The following is a 21,527-nucleotide window of genomic DNA, read 5'->3' as shown; positions in this document are numbered from 1 at the left end:
AGGCGCCCGCCGTCGTCGTTCCCCGGAAAGCGCGAACGTACACTTGTGGCCCCTGGGTTAAGCGCGAACATACACTTGTGGCCCTTGGGGGCGCCCATTGAAGGGCCACGAGTGTCCGTTCGCGCAGAGGGGCTAGTCCCTGAGGTGCTTCGCGAAGTGGTCCTCGATCCGGCGCCACGCTTCCGGAGCGGCGGCCGGATCCGGGCCGATGCCCATCACGCGCATCAGCGGGCGCAGCGCCCGCGGGCCCTCCTCCTGGTCGTTCACGAAGGAGTGGCCCGCCGTCGGGAACTCCTTGACGTCGTGTTCGACGCCCACGGCGTCCAGCGCGGATTCCAGCCTCACGGCGGCGCCCCGCAGGGTGCGGTCCCGGGCGCCGTAGTTCGCAACCAGCGGGCAGGCGCCGCGGAGCGATGTCTCGGGGTCGCGGGGGAGCCTGCCGTAGTTCACGGACGCCGCGTCAAAGCCGTCGTTGGCCGCCAGCAGCGCGAACCCTCCGCCCATGCAGAAGCCGATGACGCCCGTCCTGCCGGTGCAGAGGGGCGACGCCTTCAGCCAGCTGCGCGCCGCGGCGATGTCGGCGAAGACGCGCCCTTCGCCGGTGATCATGGACTTCATGGCGCCGACCAGGCAGCGGCGCGGGCCGCCGTCGCTGTAGAGATCGACGGCGAGGGTGAGGTAGCCCGCCGCGGCCAGCCTGTCGGCGTGGCGGCGGATCTGGTCGTTGAGGCCGAATGCCTCGTGGATCATCACGACGCCGGGAAAGGGGCCCGCTCCGGCCGGTGTGGCGAGGTATCCCCGAAGGTTCCTGGATCCGCCGGCAGCAGCGCCTGTCCCGCCCAGGTCTACGTGCGTCATGGGCCCAGTCTCGCACGGGCCTGCTTGCGGTCTTGTCTGTGCCATCTTCTTTGCGGGGCGGCCGTCCCGGCCCACAAAAACGGCGACGCCGGGCTCCCCCCAAGGGAGTCCGGCGTCGCCGTTTGGCGGTGGTGTACTAATCCCGCTTGAATTCGTCCTTGACGTCTTCGCCGACCTTCTTGGCGTCGGCAACCACCTGGTCCTTCTGGCCTTCTGCCTTCAGGCGGTCATTGTCCGTTGCGTTGCCTGCGGCTTCCTTGGCCTTGCCGCCGAAGTCCTCTGCAGCGTTCTGGATCTTGTCTCCGATACCCATCAGGGGGCACCACCTTCCGTTGCCGGTTGATCTGACAAAGCCATTCCAGCCTAACACGAAGCATGCTTACTATTTCAAGCGGTGCGGCAAAAATGTCCGTGGCGCGGCTAGGCTCGAAGGATGGATCACAGCCTCACCCTGAGTCAGCATGTCAACGCCAGCCCGGAGAAAGTCTGGCAGGTGATCTCGGATGTTCCGGGGTCCGCCGCCACGCTGTCCGGGGTCGAGTCCATCCAGATGGTCAGCGAGGGCCCGTACGGCGAGGGCACCCGCTGGAAGGAGACGCGGTCCATGATGGGCCGGCGCGAAACCGTGGAAATGTGGGTGTCCCAGGCGGATCCCCCGCACAGCACCACGGTCAAGGCGCTGCAGGGCGGCGCGGACTACACGTCCCGGTTCACGCTGGAGGAGCGGGGCGGCGGGACCGACCTGACCATGACCTTCGGCGCCGAGGTCCTCAGGCCCACCGTATTCAGCCGGCTGATGCTCGCCGTGTTCGGGCGGTTGGGGATGAGCGTGACGCGGAAGGCCCTGGCGAAGGACCTCGCCGAAATAGCCGCGAAAGCGGAGCAGCTCTAGTGGCGGGGCGGTCTGCGGGCAAACCCCGGCAGGGTGCGGCGTCGAAGGTCACGCCGCCGAGGCTGGCGCCGGTCACCCTGGAAGGCCTCCGGGATGACGGTGCGCCGGACTTCAGGCGTGCCGACCGGTATGAAGGCATGCGGTACAGCCGCGCGGAAGCCGACGGGCTGGAGCTCAGCGGCATCACCTTCGCCGAGTGCGAATTCGCCGGCGTCTCCTTCAACGACGCCCAGCTGCGCGGCGCCACGTTCCGGGACTGCGTTGTGGCTGAGGCCTTTGCCCCCGTCCTGAACGCGGCCCGGTCCACCATGCACGACGTCGTCTTCAGCAACCCCAGGTGGGGGTCGGCGGAGCTGTACGAGGGCGGCTGGCAGTCGGTGCGGATCGACGGCGGCAAAATCGACTACCTGAACCTGCGGGGATCGCGGCTGGCAGACGTGCAGATCAGCGACTGCATCATCAGCGAACTGGACCTCGGTTCCGCTACCGCCGTCCGGGTTGCGCTGAAAAACTGCACCATCGGGAGCCTGGACCTTGCCGGCGCCAGGCTGAAGGACTTCGATCTGCGCGGCACGGACTTCCGGAGCCTCAGCGGCCTGGGCAGCCTGGCCGGCGTCGTGATCGACGAGTACCAACTGGGACTCCTGGCCCCACTCCTTGCGGCCCACCTGGGCGTAGTCATCGCCTGAGGCTTGGAGGCTCGGAGTTTTTGTCCACTTGTCACGACTTCGAGGCTCGCTAACTCGCGACAAATGGACAAAAACTCCCGTCCCGTTGACCGCTTGCCCGCACCGTGTAATCTTTATAGAACGAACGGTCGGTAATTTATTCGCTTCCGACCGCCCAGCTTCTGCGAAAAAGGATGTTCTCATGGTCGAGGCTTTTCTGGTCGGCGGTGCCCGCACCCCGGTAGGACGATACGGCGGGGCGCTTTCGGCGGTCCGGCCCGATGATCTGGGTGCCCTGGTGGTCCGCGAGGCCGTGGCCCGGGCCGGCGTGGATCCGGACGCGATCGACGAGGTCATCCTGGGCAACGCCAACGGCGCGGGTGAGGAGAACCGGAACGTGGCGCGCATGGCCACCATCCTGGCCGGCCTTCCGCTGCACATTCCGGGCATCACCGTGAACCGGCTCTGCTCCTCCGGCCTGAGCGCCATCATCATGGCCAGCCAGATGATTAAGTCCGGTGCGGCGGACATCGTGGTGGCCGGCGGCGTGGAGTCGATGAGCCGTGCCCCGTGGGTCCAGGAGAAGCCGCAGACGGCCTTCGCCAAGCCCGGCGACATCTTCGACACCTCCATCGGCTGGCGCTTCGTGAACCCGCTGTTCACGAAGGGCGAGCTGTCCCGCGACGGCAAAATGACGTTCTCCATGCCGGAAACGGCCGAGGAGGTGGGCCGCGTGGACAACATCTCCCGCGAGGACGCCGACGCCTTCGCCGTCCGCTCCCACGAACGGGCGCTCGCGGCCATCGAGGCGGGCCGCTTCAAGGACGAGATAGTCCCGGTGACGGTCAGGACCCGGAAATCCGAGACGGTGGTGGACACCGATGAGGGCCCGCGCGCGGGAACCTCCATGGACGTTCTGGCCGGCCTCCGCCCGGTCGTGCCCGGCGGCTCGGTGGTCACAGCCGGCAACTCGTCCTCCCTCAACGACGGCGCCTCCGCCATCATCGTGGCCTCCGAGGCCGCAATCCAGCGGCTGGGCCTCACGCCCCGTGCCCGCATCATCGACGGCGCCTCCGCCGGCTGCGAGCCGGAAATCATGGGCATCGGCCCGGTTCCGGCAACCCAGAAGGTGCTCAAACGGAGCGGGCTCAGCGTCGGTGACCTGGGCGCGGTCGAACTCAACGAAGCGTTTGCCACCCAGTCCCTCGCGAGTGTTCGGCGCCTTGGGCTGGACCCGGACATCGTCAACAACGACGGCGGTGCCATCGCTTTGGGGCATCCGCTGGGTTCCAGCGGCTCCCGGATTGCCATCACCCTGCTGGGCCGGATGGAGCGCGAAGACGCGCGGATCGGCCTGGCCACCATGTGCATCGGCGTGGGCCAGGGCACGGCCATGCTGCTGGAGCGCGTCTAGTGCCGGGGCAGGAGAACGCGAACCAGGACGGCACGAACCAGGACAAAACGGGCCAGGCCAGCGCGAACGGACACTTGGGCACCCAGGAGTTCAGCACCCTCCTGGTCGAGGAGCGCGGGGACCGGGTGGTGGTGCTCCTCAACCGCCCCGAAGTCCGGAACGCGATCGACCAGCAGATGGTGGATGAGCTCCATGCCGTGTGCGCCGAGCTGGAGAAGAACCCGAAGGTCCTCATTATTGCCGGCACGGAGGGCGTTTTCGCCTCCGGCGCGGACATCGCCCAGCTGCGGGAACGGCGCCGCGACGACGCACTGCACGGCATCAACTCCACCATCTTTGTGCGGATCGCCAAACTGCCCATGCCGGTGATCGCCGCGCTGGACGGTTACTGCCTGGGCGGCGGCGCCGAGCTGGCGTACGCTGCCGACTTCCGGATCGGCACCCCGGCCATTCGGATCGGCAACCCGGAAACGGGACTCGGCATCCTGGCCGCAGCCGGTGCCAGCTGGCGGCTGAAGGAACTCGTGGGGGAGCCCGTGGCCAAGGAAATCCTGCTGGCCGGCCGGGTGCTGAAGGCCGAGGAGGCCCTCGCCGTCAACCTGGTCACCGAACTCCACGAGCCTACCGACCTTATGGACGCCGCCCACCGGCTGGCCGACCGCATCGCCCGGCAGGACCCGCTGGCAGTCCGGATCACCAAGTCGGTGTTCCACGCCCCGGCGGAGGCGCACCCGCTGATCGACCAGCTGGCGCAGGGAATCCTGTTCGAGTCGCAGGCCAAGTTCGACCGGATGCAGGCCTTCCTGGACAAGAAGAACTCAGACAAGAAGAACTCAGGCAAGAAGAACACCACCACAGACGGGACCAAGCCATGACCGCCATTCCCCAGCACGTCGGAGTTCTCGGCGGCGGCCGGATGGGCGCAGGAATCGCCCACGCCTTCCTCATCAAGGGCGCCAACGTGGCGGTGGTGGAGCGCGACGACGATGCTGCCGCCGGGGCCCGCACCCGGGTCGCCGACGCCGTGGCCAAGTCCGCTTCCCGCGGCGCCCTGGACGGAACCCCGGAGGAAGTCCTGGCCCGGTTCAGCACGTCCACCGATTACTCGGCCTTCGCCGGCTGCGGCCTCGTGGTGGAGGCGGTTCCGGAGGACTTCGAGCTGAAGGTCAGTGCCCTGAAAGCGGTGGAGGAACAGCTGGCACCGGACGCGTTCCTGGCTTCGAACACGTCCTCGCTCTCGGTCACCGACCTCGCCGCCCAGTTGCAGCGGCCGGCCAGCTTCGTGGGGCTGCACTTCTTCAATCCCGTGCCCGCATCCACCCTGATCGAGGTGGTGGTGGCCAAGGAGACGTCGCCCGAGCTGGCGGCCCAGGCGAAAGGCTGGACGGCTGCGCTCGGCAAGACCGCCGTCGTCGTCAATGATGCCCCGGGGTTCGCGTCCTCGCGGCTGGGTGTGGCGATTGCGCTGGAGGCGATGCGCATGGTGGAGGAGGGCGTGGCCTCCGCGGAGGACATCGACGCCGCCATGGTGCTGGGTTACAAGCATCCCACCGGTCCGCTGAAGACCACCGACATTGTGGGCCTCGACGTCCGCCTCGGCATCGCCGAATACCTGCACTCCACGCTGGGGGAGCGCTTCGCGCCGCCGCAGATCCTGCGGGACAAGGTGGCCCGCGGCGAACTGGGACGCAAGACCGGCAAGGGTTTCTTCGACTGGGCTGACTGACCGCGGGGGCGCGCCTGACTGCCCGCAGGTGCGCCTTCGGCGGACCGACGCGATTACAAGCGATTACAGCAGAGCGGCGCCTACAGCAGGCCGACGATGTAGCCGACGAAGAACAGCAGGCACAGCAGCACCACCAGTCCGATGAGGACCAGCACCGCCACCTGGGTTCCCCGCGGTGGTCCTCCCTCGTCGTGCCCCTGCGGTCCTCCGGTGGAGCTTTCAGCGGGCGGTGTTTCCCCGGGCGGCACTCCGCCGCCCGGTTCCAGCCCGGTGAGGTGGTCTTCAAGGGGGTCGGGGTTCTGGCTGCTCACGGGGTCCTCCTTTGCTGGATTGGCGACTGGCCGGCTACAGCGATTCGAGTTTCTGGCGCAGCCCGTTCAGGGCGGGGTCGCGCAGCTTCATGAACTGCGGCGTGAGGAACGGCTGCAGCAGCTTGTACGGCCAGTTGATGCTGAACTGGGCCGTGTAGAGGACTTCGGAGCCGGAGCTGAGCGAGCGCACGTCGATCGAGTCGAAGGCTACGAGGTTCCGGTGTTCGCCCCGGAGCTTGATGTGGTTGTCGAACAGTTCGATGACCTCGTACTCGATGGGCTGGCGCTTGCCACGGAACACGGCCTCGGCATGGTAGCGGTGGCCGACGGCGACAGGCCCCTCGGTCAGCTTGTCCATGACCGCTGTGCCGGGGTCCCACTCGCTGGTGTGCTCGAAGGCGGACAGGTAGGCGAACGCAGTCCGCGCCGGCAGGGATGAAGCGACAGTGCCCGAGACTGTGATCATGACACCAGCCTAGCCACGCGCGGCGCCGGGCACACGGTGTTGGGCAGGCGCCTAGTAGACCGCCGCCCGGATGGAGGCGGCGTACCCCTTGGCATAGCCGTCAGCCGTCGGATGGAAGATATCGGCGGTCTGGCTGCCGCAGGTGGCGGAAGCAGTGCAGAGCGGCGGCAGCCCCACGATCCACGGCTCCGCGGACCCAATTCCGTGGCCGGAGAACGCGCGCGCCACATCCACGTATTCAATCTTCGCGCGGCCGCCGTCCGCCTGGCGGGCCGCCTTGGCAATGACCGCGTTCAGCTGCTGCGTCAGCCCGTTGATCGGATCAGCAGCGGGCCCGGCGCCCGGCTCGAACAGCAGCGGATACCCGGTCACGTAGATGTCAGCACGCGGTGCCTTTGCCTTGACGTCGTTCAGCATGGCCAGCAGATCCTGGAAGAACGGGCTCGCCGCCGGGTTGGTCAGGGCGGTCTGCAGGACGGCGGCCCGCTGTGCCAGGGCGGCGGTGCACGCCGCACCGGAGTCCTGCGAACAGATCACCAGCGCGCCGATGGAGTCCAGGTCGTTGCCGCCGGCGGTGACGGTCACCAGGTCCACTTTCTTGCTCAGCGAGGGGATCTGGGTTGCCCGGACGGTGCTGGTGGTGGCTCCGCTGCACGCCGCATTCCCGGTCAGGCCGATCTTGCGCGTCGCATCCAGCAGCACGGGATAGCTATGGCCGCTCCGCAGGCAGGCGTCCGCGTACGGTCCGGCGCCCTGGCCGGCGGCGTAGGAATCGCCCAGCGCCACATAGGAATCGAACCGGTCCGCGGACGCCGGCGCGGCGGTTACGCCGGCGATGGCCAGCGCCGCGAGGACACCGGTGAGACGTGCAATCCGCCGTCGCAAAGGCTGTCTGGCTGTCATCTGCATCCCCATATTCGCTCAGGCCGGAAACGGCGCTCATCGCCCTAGGGTACGCCCGCCGACTGCCTAAAACCCACACGGGGTACGCGTTTTTCTGCCCTGTTGTCCGGCACTACCTGCTTTCAGCCCTGCACCGAAGCGGAAGGTGTGGTTAGCTGGCTCCGTGAACGCGAGGGGACAAATCGGCTGGGACGGGGCGGTGAACGCCTGGCTTGTGGCTGGCTCTGTCTACCGGATGGGGCGGCGGGAATGGCTCACAGAGGCCGGCTGGAAGGAAGCCTATCGCGACGGGATCCGCACGATCATTGACCTTCGGAATCCCGGGGAACGGCAGCGCCGACCCGGCGATCCGGAGGTGGGCGAGGCGCTCGCCGCGTTCGACGTCGTCCTGGCACCCACCGAGGATCCGGAAAATCCCGAGTTCAAGGCCCTGTGCGATCCTTACCTGAACGATCCCGCACACTATGCCGCCAACGCCCGGCTCTTTCCTGACCGGCTCGCCGCCGTGTTCAAGGCCGTGGCTGCCGCGCCAGGGGGCGTCGTGATCCACTGTTCGGCTGGCAGGGACCGCAGCGGCATGGTCGCGGCCATGCTCCAGGACCTTGCAGGGGCCAGTGATTCCGAGATCGTGGCCAGCTATCAGGCCGCCATGCGCAGCATCAACGAACGCCACCGGACCATGTGGCCGCCGCATCCGCATGAACGCTACCTCGACGAGGAAACCCTGTCCCGCCTCCTGGAGACCCGCGGTGCCCGGGTTCTGGGCTTCGTGCGGCAGCTCAAGACCAGGGAATTCCTGCTGCGGAACGGCGTCACCGAGCCGGAGCTGGAAGCAGTACTGGCCGCCCTCGGCGCTAGGGTTGCCCTGTGACTTCTCCCGCATCCGGCCGGGCGCTCCGGCGCGCACTCGCCCTGGCGGCTGCGGTGGCGCTGGGCGCCCCGCTCGCGTCAGTACCCGCTTACGCTGCCTTGGAAAGCACGACGGCGGAGTCCGGCGCCGCGCTCGCCTCGCCGGCGGTGCCGCCCCAGGCTGCAGATCCGGCGGCAGGAGGTTCCGGAGCGCCGGTCACGGGCGGCGCATCCCCGGCAAGCTCGGCACCGCCGGCAGCGGCCGGCACATCGGCGGAGGGCCTAGCTGAAGCCGTTCTGCGCGACCTGGGCATGACGCTGGAGGAATTCGACGCCGCAGGGGAGCAGGGAAAACGCGCGGCCGCCGCCCTGGACACACTCCGCGTGGTCCCCGGCTTTGAAGCCGTCAGGCTGCACGGCGGCAAGATCGCGGTAACAGGTACCGGCTCCGCACTCGCCAAGGCGGTAGATGCGCTCAACGCGGCCGACTCCGGGGCCCGGGAGGAATTTGTGCTCGCGCCGCCTTCGGGAGCTGCTGCCCCTGAAACCGCCCCTGCGACCGCTGCCCCTGGGACCCCTGCCCCTGAACCAAGTGCCCGGAACTCGGCGGCCGGGCAAACCGAGAAGGACCTTCGTGCCGCCAGCGTCGAGCAGCTTTATCAGGCGTACCTCCGCGAGGTGGGCCCCGCGGGACTCCAGGCCGTGGCCGAGGCGGACGGCAAGTTCATCATCCGCACGGGCGGGGTAAACGAGGCCCAATCGGAGCCTCAGCCCGCAACAGAAACGGACGGCACCCAATCGGACGGAGCCCAAGCGGACGGAGCCCGGCCGACGACCAACCCGGCTCCGGCGTCGGCGGACCCGGCAAGCGGCGCGCGACTGTCGCCGTCGGAATTCGTAGGGCAGTACGCCAACGTGGTCCTTGAGACCGGCGAACCCCTGGCCCCGGAGGAGGACTTCTTCGGCGGACAGGGGTACCGGATCGACGGCGCGGTGGTCTGTTCCGCCGGCTTCGGCGCGTTCAGCCGCGACGGCAAGCCGTTGGTCCTCACTGCCGGCCACTGTGCCGACGACGGCGCCGCGCGGCTCGCCGAGGTGACCCTGCCGGCCGGGGATCCCGCCGGAGGATTCGCGGCCGAAACTGCGGTCACCGGGGAACTCGGGACATTCGGCTTCAGCCAGTTCGGCGGGCCCGGCAACTCGAGGGTCACTGATCCGGATAATCCCGGCACGCCGGGGAACGACATCGCGGTCATCGGCTCCATCCGCGCAGACGTTGACCCGCTCCCGGCCACCACCACGTGGGAGGACGCCACGAGCCTCGGGACCGGCTCCGTGAAGATCGTGGGCATGGCGTCGCCGTTTGTGGGGCAGGCCGTTTGCCGCTCCGGACGGACCGCCGGATGGTCATGCGGCACCGTGGACGAAGTGGGGATCTACATCGTGGGCGGAGGCTCGGGGGACCCTGCCGACCTGCGATCCTTCAGCGGATTCCTCTCCACATCGGTGCAATCCAGCGGCGGTGATTCTGGCGGACCATGGATCAGCGGGAACTACGCCGTGGGCACGCACTCCGCGGGAAACTCCAGCGACACCACAGAGAACTTCGCCGTTGCCGCGACGCTTGAGGATTCGATGTCAGTCCTCCAAGGCGTGCAGCTGAGGCTGTTCCTGAACAGGCCGGTCCTGGCCGGGTCACTTCCGGCCGGGCCGATCGCTCCGGGTCAGCGAATCACCGGCCGGCTGGCCTCGGCCCCGGCCACCGACGTTCCGGCGGGAACCCAGGTCCGGGTCACTTTTCCGGGCAGCGAACCGTTCGACGTGGACGTGGACGCCACGGGCAGCTGGGCCTTCAGTGCGCCCGGCTCCGCCACGGAGTTCACGGCCCAGGCGATGAACGGCTTCAGCCGCTCCGAGCTGAGTAACTTCAGCACAGTGCCGGCGCCCGGGGTGCCCGCGCCGGGCGGTTCCGGCGCCGGTACGCCAGGCCCCGGCGGGTCCCCGGCTGCGTCGCCGCCGGCCGCGGCGAAGGGCGGCGAGCCTGCGGTGCTTACGCCCGCGCCTCAGCCGTCGGTGGTCGCCGTGCTTCCCGCCGCGGCTGCAGGACCTGACGGTGCTGCAGTTCCGGACGGTGCTGGAGTTCCGGGCCGGGATGCGGCGCCGATGGGGCTCGCCGACACCGGGGTATCGGGCCTGACTATTGCTGTAGCTGGGGCGGGAGTGGCTCTGCTGCTCGGTGTCTTGTCGCTGGTAATCGTGCGACGCCGCAGCAGGCGCTAGCCCACGTTGCGATGGCGGCGCAACGACAGATGGCGTCGCCGCGATGCGGTGCGCTGGTTCGGTGTAACGGAACCGGACCGGCTCAGCCGATGGTGGCGGCTTCGTCCAGAGTGTGCGGCTCGAAGTGCTCGATGATGTCGCGGATCGACGCGAGGCCCTCGGTGAACGTCGCCGAGGCCCGCCATTGTTCGACCTGCTCGAGTGACGCCCAAGGCCCGGTACTGATGAAACGGTTAGGGACGTCGCGGTCACGCATCAGCAGGCCTCGCCCGCCCGGATAATCTTTGTGCGTTTGGTCGGCCATGTCCTTCCATGCCTTCACGAAATCGTCCTCGTGGCCGGGCTTCACGAGCCAGATTCCCAATGTGTAGACAGACACATCCACCACCTCCATTGGTGTGCAGAGCGGATACCTGATTATCTTCCCGCGCCGCGGCGGGCGGAAGACGCTAACCCGGGCTAACAGTTGGACGGCTTGTATTCGTACGCGCCGGCGTCGGCCTGTCCGGATCCTGAGCATTGACCGTTTTGCGGCACGGAAGCCTGGTCCAGGTCCACCTTGGACGGGCTGCTGCCCGCGCGGTCTATCGCCGGGCTGCCGCCGGTGAGGTGGAGATCGTCCGGAGGATTGACGAACTCCGCGGGAGCCGTCGTCGAACTGTTGTCGAGCGGGACGTTGCTGGGGCCGTTGACGACGTTGGACTGCTCCGTCCAGCCGGATCCGTCCATCCACAGGGCATCCCGCACGGCCACAAGGATGTTGGCGCGGATGACGGTCGAGGAGGGGCAGGATGCGTGGCAAACGACGCCGCGCGAATGGCTGCCGTTGAGCCATACCGTGTTGAATTCGAAAGTGGTCCTTTTTACGGGGCCGTACCGGGTACCCGGGCCGCGGATGATCAGGCCGCCGGCCTCGGTGCATTCAGCGCCGCACGCGGAACGGATGAGGTTGTAGCGGAAAACGTTTCCGTTTGCTGCTCCGTCGGAGCGCCCGATCTCTGAAAACACGTTGTTATTGATGGCCTTGTTGTGGTGGATGTTGTTGCGGCTGCCGTTGTAGATCTCGAAGGCGCTTCCATCCCGCCTAAAGTCGTAGGAGGAAGCTGTGGAACCGGTGACCGTGTTGCCGGAGAACTCGTTGTCGTTGCCGTTGATCAGCACGCCGAACGCACCCGAATCGTCGGTGCAGTTGGCCGCCTCCCGAGTGCCGCACTGATCTCCCGGCGTATTGACGTTCATGACGTTGTTGTCCGTCAGGACATTGTTGGAGTAGTTTCCGAAGTCGGAGCCCGTACCCACTCTGATGCCAGCCGTGTTGTCGGCGGCCTCCGAGTTCTTAACCACCACGTGGTCGCCGTAGACATTGAAGCCCGCGTAACCACAGCCGATGGCCCGCAGCCCGTCCACCTCGATGTGGCTGCCGTTCAGCCGGAAGCAGTCTCCGCCCTCTCCACCGGATATTGTTGGCAGGTTCCCGTTTCCGTAGCTGTCCAGTCTGATGGCCGACGCCGTCGTTCCGCTTTCATCCAAAACGACGTTGCCGATCCATTCGTCACCCTTGCGGAAACTGATGGAGTCGCCAGGGTTGAAGGCCACTTCGTTGACCTTCATCAGTGACTGCCAGGGCGAATCCGGAGTGGTCCCGGAGTTGGTGTCACTTCCCACTGCACTCACGAAGTAGTGGGTGGACGGCGTCGAAGGGGCCGGCTTGGAGACCGAAGGGGCCGGCTCGGAGACACAGCCCACGAGCAGGACCACCAGGACGACAACCGCCAGCGCGACGGCGGCCCTTCTGGAACGTGTGCTCATGATTGCACCTGCCGGGAGGCGGACAATGAGGGCCCGGCCCAGCAGCGCCGCTGCCTCTGGTCCGGAGCGGCCAGATTATAGAGCGCCCGGTGCAATGTCAACGGCCCGGTGCGCGGCTCGAAAGGCGAGTGGTGGGACTGGGTTGTGGCGCCGTCGGAAGCCAGACTGGCGGTGCCGACACACGCCGGCCAACCGCCGGACTGCAGCCGCCTAGGCGAGCGGTGCGGGCCGCACGCGGACCGGGGCCAGCAGGCTGATGAGCAGGATGGCGGTGACGGACCCGGCGGCCATTATCGAGGCCAGCACCACGATCTGGAACCGGCCGGCCTCCAGCGGTGAAAGCCCGCCGAAGATCGCCCCGACAAAGGCCCCCGGAAGGGTGACCAGGCCCGTCGTCTTGGTCTGGTCCACCGTCGGAATGAGCGCGGAGTACACGGCGCCGCGTGCCATCTCGCGGGTGGCCTGCCGGGGAGAGGCACCCAGGGCGAGCCAGCCCTCCACCTGGTCCCAGCGGTCGATCATGGCCTCGTTGAACCTGCGGCCCGCGAGCCCCGCAATCGCCATGGAATTGCCGACGACGATCCCGCCGATCGCCAGAGCGTAGCGGGAGGTGAACTCGATGGCGCCGGTGCCGAACACGATGACCAGCGACGCGAGGATGCCGGCGGCCATTGAGCCGGCTACAACAGCAAGGCGGTGCCAGGACCAGGCGAGGCGGCGTGCGGCGGTAACGGCGGCGACGGTGAACATGACGCCCAGCGCCACGGCCACCCATTCGGCACTCGCGATTACGGCGCCGAGGATCAGGCTGACCGCGGCGAGCTGCGCCGCGCCGCGGAGGATGGCAAGGGCGGGCGCGAAGGCGTGCGGAACCCGGAAACCTTTGAGGACTGCAGCCGTCAGCGCCATCAGGAGGCCCACCGCGATCACGGTGGGGGCCAGGCTGCCAAGCTCGATCACGAGATCAGCCTAGCCGGGGAGGGCCCGCGGCAGGCTGTAGGAACGGCTGCAGGCAGCGGCGTCAGTCAGGGCGGCCGCCGTCAGGGACCGCGTCAGGGCCGCGGGGCAAGCAGCAGGTTGGTGATCCGGAGCGTGCACAGCCGCTGCCCGGCCTCATTGGTGATCAGCACTTCGTGCGTGGTCAGGGTGCCGCCGAGGTGGATGGGGGTGGCCGTGATGGTGATGAGGCCGCTCCGGGCGGACCGGTGATGAGTGGCGGAGACGTCCACACCGACGGCGGTCTTGCCGAGCGTGCTGGCATGGATCACCGCTGCCCATGATCCCACGGCCTCGCCCACGGCCAGGGAAGCGCCGCCGTGCAAGAGGCCGAACGACTGGCGGTTCCCCTCCACCGGCATGGTCGCCACGACGCGCTCGACCGACTCCTCGACGATTTTCACGCCCATCTTCTCGTCGAGCTCGCCGAGGGTGATCTTCCACAGTTCCCCGGGTGCCGGTCCCTCGGGAACGGGCTTCCGGATTTCCCCGGGTGCCGGTGGTGCCGCTGCCTGGGATTCCCCGGGTGCGTGGGTGGCGGTCCGTTCTGCGTCGCGGGCTTCGGGCGTCACGTGCTCTCCTCGGTTTGGTGTTCATTCGCGGCGGTGTCCGCCGTGGCCGGTGGGAAATCGCCACTAGTGTGCAGCGGGGCACATTCATGTACTGTAGACATATTACCGAACGGACGGTCAGTAATGTTCTGGCCGGATCAGATTTGTCCCCCGTTGGAAGGACCCGTCAACGATGACCACCACCGCCACTGCCCCCGAAGCCACCCTGGACACCGTGGAAACCGTCCCCAGTTTCGTGCAGGATTCCTGGTGGACTCCCGACGCCGGCTCGGCGGCTTCCGCCGTCCCCGTCCGGGACGCCAGCACGGGGGAGATCCTGGCCAAGGTGAGCACCGACGGCCTCGACCTGGCCGCTGTCGTGGACTACGGCCGCACCACCGGCCAAACGGAACTCGGCAAGCTGACCTTCCACCAGCGTGCCCTCAAGCTCAAGGAGTTGGCGCAGTATCTGAACGCCCGCCGCGAGCACTTCTACGCGTTCTCCGCCCAGACCGGCGCCACCAGGATCGACTCGATGATCGACATCGACGGCGGCATCGGCGTGCTGTTCACGTTTGGGTCCAAGGGCCGGCGTGAACTGCCCAACTCCCAGGTGGTGGTGGATGGGCCCATGGAGGTGCTGTCCAAGGACGGTTCCTTTGCCGGCGAGCACATCTACACCCGGATCCCCGGCGTCGCCGTGCAGATCAACGCCTTCAACTTCCCGGTCTGGGGCATGCTGGAGAAGCTCGCTCCCGCTTTCATCGCCGGCGTCCCCACCATCGTCAAGCCGGCCACCCCCACGGGCTACGTTGCTGCGGCCGTGGTCAAGGCCATCATCGAATCCAACATCCTGCCCAAGGGCTCACTGCAGCTGATTTCGGGCTCTGTCCGCGGACTGCTGGACGTGCTGGACTACCGCGACCTCGTGGCCTTCACCGGTTCGGCGTCCACCGCGCAGTCCCTGAAGTCGCACCCCAATGTGGTGCTGGGCGGCGTGCGGTTCACGTCGGAGACCGACTCGCTCAACGCCGCGATCCTGGGCCCGGACGCCGTCGAGGGCACGCCCGAATTCGACGCGTTCATCAAGTCCGTGGTCACCGAAATTACGGTCAAGGCCGGGCAGAAGTGCACCGCGATCCGCCGTGCCATCGTGCCGCAGGACCTGGTATCTGCCGTCGTTTCCGCCATCGGCGCCCGGGTGGAGCAGCGCGTGGTGCTCGGCGATCCCCGCGCGGAGGGTGTGACCATGGGTGCGCTCGCCTCCCTGGAACAGCTCGCCGATGTCCGGGCTGCCGTGCAGTCAATGCTCGACGCCGGCGGCGAGCTTGCGTACGGAACCCTCGATTCGCCGTCGGTCACCAGCGCGGACGGCGCTAAGGGCCTCGTCGAAGGCGGAGCCTTCATGTCTCCCGTGGTGCTCAGCTGGGCCGACGCTGAGGCCGAGCCGGTCCACTCGCTGGAGGCGTTCGGACCGGTGTCGTCCGTGATCGGGTACAAGGACATTCCCGACGCCGTCCGGCTCGCCGCCCGCGGGGGCGGCTCGCTGGTGGCCTCGGTCTGCACGAACGACCCGTCCGTGGCGCAGGAACTGGTCACGGGGATCGCAGCCCACCACGGACGCGTACTCATGCTGAACCGCGAGGACGCGCGGTCGTCCACAGGTCATGGTTCGCCTGTCCCGCACCTGGTCCACGGCGGACCGGGACGTGCCGGTGGCGGCGAAGAGCTGGGCGGCATCCGCTCGGTGATGCACCACATGCAGCGCACCGCCATCCAGGGCTCGCCCAACATGCTGACCGCCGTGACCGGGATCTGGCACACCGGCGCCGACCGCAACTTCACGGTGGAAACCGAGGGTACCCACCCGTTCCGCAAGTCGCTGGAAACGCTGCGCATTGGTGACGCCGTCCGCTCGGACCTGCGGCAGGTGTCGCTCGAGGACATCTCCGCGTTCGCCAACTCGACCGGCGACACCTTCTACGCCCACACCAACCAGGAGGCAGCCGAGGCCAACCCGTTCTTCCCGGGCATCGTGGCGCACGGCTACCTGCTGCTGAGCTGGGCCGCGGGACTGTTCGTGGAGCCTGCCCCGGGCCCGGTCCTGGCCAACTACGGACTGGAAAATCTGCGCTTCATCACCCCTGTGGCTGCGGGCGACTCCATCCGGGTGACGCTGACCGCCAAGAAGATCACCCCGCGCGAGACTGACGAGTACGGCGAAGTGGCCTGGGACGCGGTCCTCACCAACCAGAACGACGAAATCGTGGCCACCTACGACGTCCTCACCCTCGTGGAGAAGTAACCCCGCCCGTCGGGTTTATTGGGACCCGTCCTCAGGTCTTGTCGGGTTTGTCGGGACGCGTCCTCAGGTCTTGTCGGGTTTGTCGGGACGCGTCCTCAATCGTGCCGGACAGGGCGAAATTTCCCATGATCTTTCGGGGTTTTGCGGGCGTAAAATGACCCCCGTAGGAGGTGGCGAAATGACCCTAGCACTAAGAACAGCCACAACCATCCTGCCTGTCGATGATCCGGACCGCGCCCGCGGATTCTACGCGGATACGTTGGGCCTCCCACACCGTGGCAAGGCTGATGATGGAAGCGATTTATTCGGCAACCCTGACGGCCCCATGCTGCAGCTGATGCCCGTCAAAGACGGAAAGCATTCCGATCACACCACTTTGAGTTTCGAGGTCACGGACATTGAACGGACCGTCCAGGACATGGAGTCCAAGGGCGTTCGGTTCCAGGACTATGACCTCCCCGATTTGAAGACCGAACACCACATCTGTTCGACCGACGCCGAGAAATGCGCCTGGTTCATGGACACCGAAAACAACATCCTCTGCATTCACGAGAGGCTCGGAACACAGGCTGAGTATCAGCTCTGATCGTCCCGCCATCGCAGGTTCCCAAACCCTTCCTCACCTAGGTGAGGAAGGGTTTGGTTTTGGGCGGCGAGAGGTGAGGGAGGGTTTAGGACCAGGGGGTGACCGGATGCTCCTGCGGCTCGCCGTCCACGTACACATCGGCCCGCTCGTTGAAGAAGCAGACCAGGCCGTGGATCTGCCGCGCGTCGATGAACCGCGAATCGTAGGCCCAGGCGATATTCTTGCCCCGAGCCGACTCCGGATAGCTCCAATACCTGGCCTCGCCCTTGTAAGGGCAGATGGTCCTGTGCGGGCTGGCCTCAAGCAGGTCCAGTCGGACATCCTCGGGCGGTATGTAGTACCGCACGGGAAGCAGCGTCTCGTACAGCAGGTGGGCTCCGACGGTATCGGCCAGCACCGCGCCATCGAGCTTCACTTCGATGTGGCGCAGCGTGGCGCGGATGTCCACGCGGTGGAACGGGTCCCGCGGGTGGCCGATGATCTCCTCGTGGTCCTCGAGCCAGTGGAACGCGCCGAAATCCAGCACGACGTACCCCGCAAGATCCGGATCCGAGGGCCGGAAGGCTGCCCGGGGCACGCTGAACGCGGAGGCCACGACGTCGAGCTCCTCGCCCGCCGCCGTGTGCCGCCGGAACCCGGTCCTCGGGTCCAGCGCCGGCGGGGCGTCTGCCATCAGCCGGACGGGATACTCGTCCGGGCGGCCGTCCCGCTCGGCAGCGGGCGGCTCAAGCCGTGCCAGCAGATCCTTCTCGGGAACGGCGTACACCGGGGTGACACGTTTCGGTTCCCAGATCAGGAGCGCTTCCTGGGTGTCGACGACGGGACTTCCGTCGATCCCCGCCCGGATCCTTTTGGAGGTGGGCTGGTACCGGAGATCAGAAAATGCGCCGAACAGAAGATCCGACAGTTTCGTGGCCATGCATTCAGGGTGGGCATCCGGGGGCCCGGCGTCAACGCCTAATTTTTAGCCTGTCAGGGTTTCGCGTGCAGGCCGTCGAACGCCATGGTGATGACGTCGTCGGCCAGCTTTTCCGGCGAGAGTGAACCGCCCGGTTTGTACCACTCGACGATCGAGTTGATGGTTCCGAAGAGGAGCCGGGTCACGGTGCGGGGGTCGATGTCCTGGCGCAGCGATCCCTCGTCGCGGGCCGCGGAGATCAGCCCCGCGACCTTGTGGTCGAAGGCGCGGCGGCGTTCCATGGCGTTCCGCTCGATGTCCGTATTGCCGCGCAGCCGCAGCAGCAGCGTGACGAACGGCAGCCGCTCCACCAGCACGGCTATGGTCTGGCGCAGCACGAACTCCAGCCGCGCATCAGCCGCCCCCGAGGTGGCCCCGGGCTGGTCCAGGATGGCCTCCAGCCCGCCGAGCGCGTGGTCCAGTGCGAGCTTCAGCAGGTCACCCTTGGACGGCACATGATGGTAGATCGCGGACTTGGAGATGCCCAGATTTTCGGCGAGGATGCCCATGGATGTGGCATCGTAGCCGTGGCGGTTGAAGACGTCGACGGCGATCAGCAGCACCGACTGCTGGTCGTAGCCGGGACGGCCGCGTTTGGTGGTGGCTGCTGTGCTGGCTGCTGTGCTGGGCATACCGGCTATTTTCTCATGAACGTTCGGTAATCCGGGCACGCGCCGAAAAACAAGACGACACAGGCAGGCCCGCCCGTGCGGGCCGGGCATCCGCGACGGTCGGCAGACCGCCCATTCGGAGGGTCTGCGCGGCTGGCCGTCAGCCTTCCCCAAGGTCCGAGCCCCACAGTTTCGCCAGGGGAATCGGTGCGGCAACTGGCCCGCCGGCGGCGACGACCGGGAGAAGCAGAGCTTCTTCTGGTTCCACGATCACACGATGGACCACACCGGCTCGAATGTGTACAAGGGGATGGTGGGCCTGTACCCGATCTATGACCCGAAAGGCGGCATGGACATGGGCGACGAGCGCCGTGCAGGGTGAGTTCCCGGCCGCCAAGGACCCTGCCAAGGACGTGACCCGTGCAGGAGATCCCGGGCACCCCGACGACGTCTCGAAGGAAGACCTGGCGGCGCTCGATCCCGGCGAGTCGGTGGTCCTCTACCGGGGCTTCCGGGACTTCGTGGGCCCGTACGTGGCGCACTGCCACAACCTGGCCCACGAGGACCACGCCATGATGTTCGGCTGGTCGATCACGCCCTAACCCGGGAGGCCTATTCCTTCGGCCGCAGGTCGTAGATCCGGCGCAGCTTGCCGCTGGAACGCTCGAGCGAGCCGGGCTCCACCACATCCACCGTGCACGAAGAACCTACGTGGATCTTGATCTGCTCGCGCAGGGCGCGGGCCGCCGTCCTAACTGCCTCTGCCGGGACGGATTCACGGCGCTCGATCTTCACCGTCAACTGGTCCATGCGCTGGCCCTCGGGCCGGGTGAGCACCAGCTGGAAGTGCGGGCTGAGCTCGGGGATGCGGAGGGCGATTTCCTCAATCTGGGAGGGGAAGAGGTTCACGCCGCGGAGGATGATCATGTCGTCGCTGCGGCCGGTGATGCGCCCCATCCGTCGGTGTGCCGGGCGGGCGGTGCCGGGGAGCAGACGCGTCAGGTCCTTGGTGCGGTACCGGATGATCGGCAGGGCTTCCTTGGTGAGGGAGGTGAAGACCAGCTCGCCGTGTTCTCCGTCGCCCAGCACGTTTTCCTTGCCCGGGGCCGGGTTGAAGGGGTCGATGATCTCCGGGCGGAAGTGGTCCTCCCAGATGTGGCTGCCGTCCTGGGTCTCCACACATTCGCCCGCGACGCCGGGACCCATGACCTCGGAGAGGCCGTAGATGTCGCAGGCCTTGATGTTCATGGTGACTTCGAGCTCGTGGCGCATCTCCTGCGTCCAGGGTTCGGCGCCGAGCACCGCGTACTTCAGCGAGGTGGACGTGGGGTCGATGCCCATGTGCGCCATGGCATCGGAGATGGTGAGCAGGTACGTGGGCGTGGCCAGGATGGCGTCCGGCTCGAAGTCCTGGATGAGCTGGATCTGGCGCTCGGTCTGCCCGCCGGACATCGGAATCACGGTGCAGCCCAGGGCCTCGGCGCCGGCGTGGGCGCCCAGCCCGCCGGTGAACAGGCCGTACCCGTAGGCGTTGTGGACCTTCATTCCGGGGCGGACGCCGGACGCCCGGAGGCAGCGGGCCACCAGTTTGGCCCAGTCGGCAAGGTCCTGCTTGGTGTAGCCGACGACGGTGGGCCGGCCCGTGGTGCCGGAGCTGGCGTGCACACGGGCCACCTCGCTCTGCGGGACGGCGAACATACCGAACGGGTACTCCTGGCGAAGGTCTTCCTTGGTGGTGAAGGGAAAGTTGCCGAGGTCGGCGAGTTCGCGCAGGTCCGAAGGGTGGATGCCGGCGTCGTTGAACTTGCGCTTGTAGAGCGGAACCCGGTCGTAGGCATAAGCGACGGTGTGCTGGAGCCGGCTGAGCTGGAGCGCCTCCAGCTCGTCCCGGGACATGGTCTCCTCGGGGTCGAGCACGGCGCCGGCAGGCGCGGCGGCGACGGTGGGTTCAGGGGCGTGGAGGGTCATGGTCTGTTTCCTACTTCTTGGGGATGGTGCGGCTGCGCCCGCGGAACTCGGCAATGAGCTCACCCGGCAGTTGGGCGCCGGGATCGGCAGCGAAGATCTGGATGTCGTAGAGGCCGCTGCGGCCCGCGCTGGAGCGGCGGTCGGCGACGGCGGTGATCACCTGGCCCTGGTAGGCGGGCTTGAGGAAGTTGATGTCGACGCCGGCGGCAACGGTGATGCTGTCGAGGTCGGCAGGGGACGCTGGGTTGCAGGCAAGAGCGAACGCAGAGTCTGCGAAGGCGAAGATCATTCCGCCGTGGGCCATGCCGAAGCCGTTGAGCATTTCCTGCCGGAGGGTCATCCGGACGGTTGCGTGGCCGTCGCTCAGGGCAAGGACTTCTATGCCCATCCATTCCGAGGCGTAGTCGTTCTCGAGGATGGGGTGGGACACCCCGGGGATTGTTGTTTCAGCCATGCGTCATTGCCTCCAGCTTTATTTACCGATCGTTCATTAGGTAATCCCATTGGAGGGGTTCGTGTCAAGGGTGCGGGCCAGCCTTAGGGGTCCGGCGACAGCGACGACCACCAGCGCGGCCAGGACATGCAGAAGCGCCACGGTCCACCAGAGCGTGAGGTAGTCAGGCCCAAGCAGGGCGGGAAAGACCAGGGCACCGGAGGTGTTGAACGCGGCGTGGAAAACCATGCAGATGGGAACGCTGCCGCTGCTGTTGTAGAGCCAGGCCAGCAGCACGGACTGCGCCAGGACCATCAGCAGGAACGGCAGCGGCGGCCGCTGCCCGGTGGGATCCGACAGCAGCTCCGGCAGGTGCCACGCCGCCCACACCAGCCCGAGGAGCAGCGCCGCAGACAGGGCCGGGCGGTCCCGCTGCAGGAGCGGAAGGGCGTAGCCGCGCCAGCCCAGCTCCTCGAAGAGGCCAACGGTCACCATTGTGAACGCGAAGGTGCCCAGCAGCATGAACCAGCCCGGATTGGGTCCGAGCTCCGGGGCGGGTGCGCCGCCGGAGACTGTGAGGGCAGTGGCTACTGTTACCAGCAGGCACGGCAGGCCCGCGGCGGCCAAATACCAGCGGCCGGCCACGCGCCACCGGGCCAGCTGCCCGAGCAGTTGCAGCAGCTCGGCCTTGCCGCCTGCGAGAAAGGCGGTGATGGCCGCGGCCAGGGCAGGCCCGAACGGTATCAGGGGCGAGCTGTTCGGGTTGAGGAGGGTCAGCGGCCACACCAGCCATGAAATAGCGAAGGCCAGGGCGAAGAACAACGTGAGCCGGTGGCCCGCCTCCCAGGCCTTGGCCCGGCGCCGCGCTTTGGTTCCGCGCCGCGAGGATGGATCGGAAGCGCGGCCAGCGGGATTCATCGGGACCACCATCGTTCAGGACGTT

At 67.3% G+C, this 21,527-nt stretch carries 24 protein-coding genes; 10 read left to right on the top strand and 14 right to left on the bottom strand.

The window, feature by feature from the left end:
* Positions 1–132: 132 nt before the first annotated feature.
* Positions 133–858, bottom strand: coding sequence for a dienelactone hydrolase family protein (locus tag QFZ23_RS19750; RefSeq protein ID WP_306925555.1), 726 nt, complete (start codon positions 856–858; stop codon positions 133–135).
* A 136-nt stretch (positions 859–994) separates the two neighbouring features.
* Positions 995–1,171, bottom strand: coding sequence for a CsbD family protein (locus tag QFZ23_RS19745; RefSeq protein ID WP_003797692.1), 177 nt, complete (start codon positions 1,169–1,171; stop codon positions 995–997).
* A gap of 120 nt (positions 1,172–1,291) precedes the next feature.
* Between QFZ23_RS19745 and QFZ23_RS19740 the strand changes: the two genes are divergently transcribed.
* From QFZ23_RS19740 to QFZ23_RS19720, 5 genes are all read left to right on the top strand, one after another.
* Positions 1,292–1,750 (top strand): SRPBCC family protein, encoded by a 459-nt coding sequence (locus QFZ23_RS19740; RefSeq protein ID WP_306925553.1) that lies wholly within the window; start codon positions 1,292–1,294, stop codon positions 1,748–1,750.
* Positions 1,750–2,439 carry a pentapeptide repeat-containing protein gene (locus tag QFZ23_RS19735; RefSeq protein ID WP_306925552.1) on the top strand — a complete coding sequence of 230 codons (690 nt, stop codon included), beginning with the start codon at positions 1,750–1,752 and terminating at the stop codon, positions 2,437–2,439. The genes QFZ23_RS19740 and QFZ23_RS19735 overlap by 1 nt, the downstream gene beginning before the upstream one ends.
* 181 nt (positions 2,440–2,620) lie before the next feature.
* Positions 2,621–3,832 carry a thiolase family protein gene (locus QFZ23_RS19730; protein WP_306925550.1) on the top strand — a complete coding sequence of 404 codons (1,212 nt, stop codon included), beginning with the start codon at positions 2,621–2,623 and terminating at the stop codon, positions 3,830–3,832.
* A 74-nt stretch (positions 3,833–3,906) separates the two neighbouring features.
* A complete protein-coding gene (locus QFZ23_RS19725) occupies positions 3,907–4,707 on the top strand; it encodes an enoyl-CoA hydratase/isomerase family protein (protein ID WP_306926945.1) in 801 nt (266 codons plus the stop codon).
* A complete protein-coding gene (locus QFZ23_RS19720) occupies positions 4,704–5,558 on the top strand; it encodes a 3-hydroxyacyl-CoA dehydrogenase family protein (RefSeq protein ID WP_306925548.1) in 855 nt (284 codons plus the stop codon). The genes QFZ23_RS19725 and QFZ23_RS19720 overlap by 4 nt, the downstream gene beginning before the upstream one ends.
* A gap of 80 nt (positions 5,559–5,638) precedes the next feature.
* Here QFZ23_RS19720 and QFZ23_RS19715 read toward each other — a convergent pair whose 3' ends face one another.
* The 3 genes from QFZ23_RS19715 to QFZ23_RS19705 are packed head-to-tail and all read right to left on the bottom strand — an operon-like array spanning position 5,639 to position 7,238.
* Positions 5,639–5,869, bottom strand: coding sequence for a DUF6480 family protein (locus QFZ23_RS19715; protein WP_306925546.1), 231 nt, complete (start codon positions 5,867–5,869; stop codon positions 5,639–5,641).
* A gap of 34 nt (positions 5,870–5,903) precedes the next feature.
* Positions 5,904–6,335 carry an SRPBCC family protein gene (locus QFZ23_RS19710; protein ID WP_306925544.1) on the bottom strand — a complete coding sequence of 144 codons (432 nt, stop codon included), beginning with the start codon at positions 6,333–6,335 and terminating at the stop codon, positions 5,904–5,906.
* A gap of 51 nt (positions 6,336–6,386) precedes the next feature.
* Positions 6,387–7,238, bottom strand: coding sequence for an SGNH/GDSL hydrolase family protein (locus QFZ23_RS19705; protein WP_306925542.1), 852 nt, complete (start codon positions 7,236–7,238; stop codon positions 6,387–6,389).
* Positions 7,239–7,401: 163 nt separating this feature from the next.
* On the opposite strand from QFZ23_RS19705, the gene QFZ23_RS19700 reads away from it, so the two are divergent.
* Together QFZ23_RS19700 and QFZ23_RS19695 are read left to right on the top strand one after the other, a co-directional pair.
* Entirely contained in the window at positions 7,402–8,109 is a 708-nt protein-coding gene (locus tag QFZ23_RS19700) for a tyrosine-protein phosphatase (protein WP_306925540.1), read from the top strand.
* Positions 8,106–10,367: a S1 family peptidase gene (locus QFZ23_RS19695; RefSeq protein WP_306925538.1), complete on the top strand. Its 2,262-nt coding sequence runs from the start codon at positions 8,106–8,108 to the stop codon at positions 10,365–10,367. Before QFZ23_RS19700 ends, QFZ23_RS19695 begins: the two co-directional genes overlap by 4 nt.
* An 82-nt stretch (positions 10,368–10,449) precedes the next feature.
* On the opposite strand, the gene QFZ23_RS19690 is transcribed toward QFZ23_RS19695, so the two are convergent.
* From QFZ23_RS19690 to QFZ23_RS19675, 4 genes are all read right to left on the bottom strand, one after another.
* Positions 10,450–10,746, bottom strand: a complete 297-nt coding sequence (locus tag QFZ23_RS19690) for an antibiotic biosynthesis monooxygenase family protein (RefSeq protein WP_306925537.1) — start codon at positions 10,744–10,746, stop codon at positions 10,450–10,452.
* A gap of 80 nt (positions 10,747–10,826) precedes the next feature.
* Positions 10,827–12,176: a hypothetical protein gene (locus tag QFZ23_RS19685; protein ID WP_306925535.1), complete on the bottom strand. Its 1,350-nt coding sequence runs from the start codon at positions 12,174–12,176 to the stop codon at positions 10,827–10,829.
* 210 nt (positions 12,177–12,386) lie between these two features.
* Positions 12,387–13,136, bottom strand: coding sequence for an ABC transporter permease (locus tag QFZ23_RS19680; RefSeq protein WP_306925533.1), 750 nt, complete (start codon positions 13,134–13,136; stop codon positions 12,387–12,389).
* A 92-nt stretch (positions 13,137–13,228) separates the two neighbouring features.
* Positions 13,229–13,582, bottom strand: a complete 354-nt coding sequence (locus tag QFZ23_RS19675; RefSeq protein WP_306926944.1) for a PaaI family thioesterase — start codon at positions 13,580–13,582, stop codon at positions 13,229–13,231.
* A gap of 334 nt (positions 13,583–13,916) precedes the next feature.
* On the opposite strand from QFZ23_RS19675, the gene paaZ reads away from it, so the two are divergent.
* Together paaZ and QFZ23_RS19665 are read left to right on the top strand one after the other, a co-directional pair.
* Positions 13,917–16,028 (top strand): phenylacetic acid degradation bifunctional protein PaaZ, encoded by a 2,112-nt coding sequence (gene paaZ / locus QFZ23_RS19670; protein WP_306925530.1) that lies wholly within the window; start codon positions 13,917–13,919, stop codon positions 16,026–16,028.
* 178 nt (positions 16,029–16,206) lie between these two features.
* Positions 16,207–16,614 (top strand): VOC family protein, encoded by a 408-nt coding sequence (locus tag QFZ23_RS19665; protein WP_306925528.1) that lies wholly within the window; start codon positions 16,207–16,209, stop codon positions 16,612–16,614.
* An 85-nt stretch (positions 16,615–16,699) separates the two neighbouring features.
* Here QFZ23_RS19665 and QFZ23_RS19660 read toward each other — a convergent pair whose 3' ends face one another.
* Positions 16,700–17,533, bottom strand: a complete 834-nt coding sequence (locus QFZ23_RS19660; protein ID WP_306925526.1) for a DUF427 domain-containing protein — start codon at positions 17,531–17,533, stop codon at positions 16,700–16,702.
* Between the two features lie 53 nt (positions 17,534–17,586).
* Entirely contained in the window at positions 17,587–18,204 is a 618-nt protein-coding gene (locus QFZ23_RS19655) for a TetR/AcrR family transcriptional regulator (RefSeq protein ID WP_306925524.1), read from the bottom strand.
* 311 nt (positions 18,205–18,515) lie between these two features.
* Here QFZ23_RS19655 and QFZ23_RS19650 point away from each other — a divergent pair, with 311 nt between their 5' ends.
* Positions 18,516–18,785: a multicopper oxidase domain-containing protein gene (locus tag QFZ23_RS19650; RefSeq protein WP_306925522.1), complete on the top strand. Its 270-nt coding sequence runs from the start codon at positions 18,516–18,518 to the stop codon at positions 18,783–18,785.
* Between the two features lie 10 nt (positions 18,786–18,795).
* Here the strand turns inward: QFZ23_RS19650 and paaK are convergent, their stop codons facing one another.
* From paaK to QFZ23_RS19635, 3 genes are read right to left on the bottom strand one after another with little or no spacing between them, the layout of a single operon-like run.
* Positions 18,796–20,151, bottom strand: a complete 1,356-nt coding sequence (gene paaK / locus QFZ23_RS19645; RefSeq protein WP_306925520.1) for a phenylacetate--CoA ligase PaaK — start codon at positions 20,149–20,151, stop codon at positions 18,796–18,798.
* Positions 20,152–20,161: 10 nt separating this feature from the next.
* Positions 20,162–20,605: a hydroxyphenylacetyl-CoA thioesterase PaaI gene (gene paaI / locus QFZ23_RS19640; protein WP_306925517.1), complete on the bottom strand. Its 444-nt coding sequence runs from the start codon at positions 20,603–20,605 to the stop codon at positions 20,162–20,164.
* Positions 20,606–20,641: 36 nt separating this feature from the next.
* On the bottom strand, positions 20,642–21,502 hold the full coding sequence (locus QFZ23_RS19635; RefSeq protein ID WP_306925515.1) for a CPBP family intramembrane glutamic endopeptidase: 861 nt from the start codon (positions 21,500–21,502) through the stop codon (positions 20,642–20,644).
* Positions 21,503–21,527 lie beyond the last annotated feature (25 nt).

Origin of the sequence: Arthrobacter globiformis (genome assembly GCF_030818015.1) — a bacterium.
Lineage (GTDB): Bacteria > Actinomycetota > Actinomycetes > Actinomycetales > Micrococcaceae > Arthrobacter > Arthrobacter globiformis_C.
Note: the sequence above shows the minus strand (reverse complement) of the source record. Positions and strands in the feature narration are given on the sequence as shown.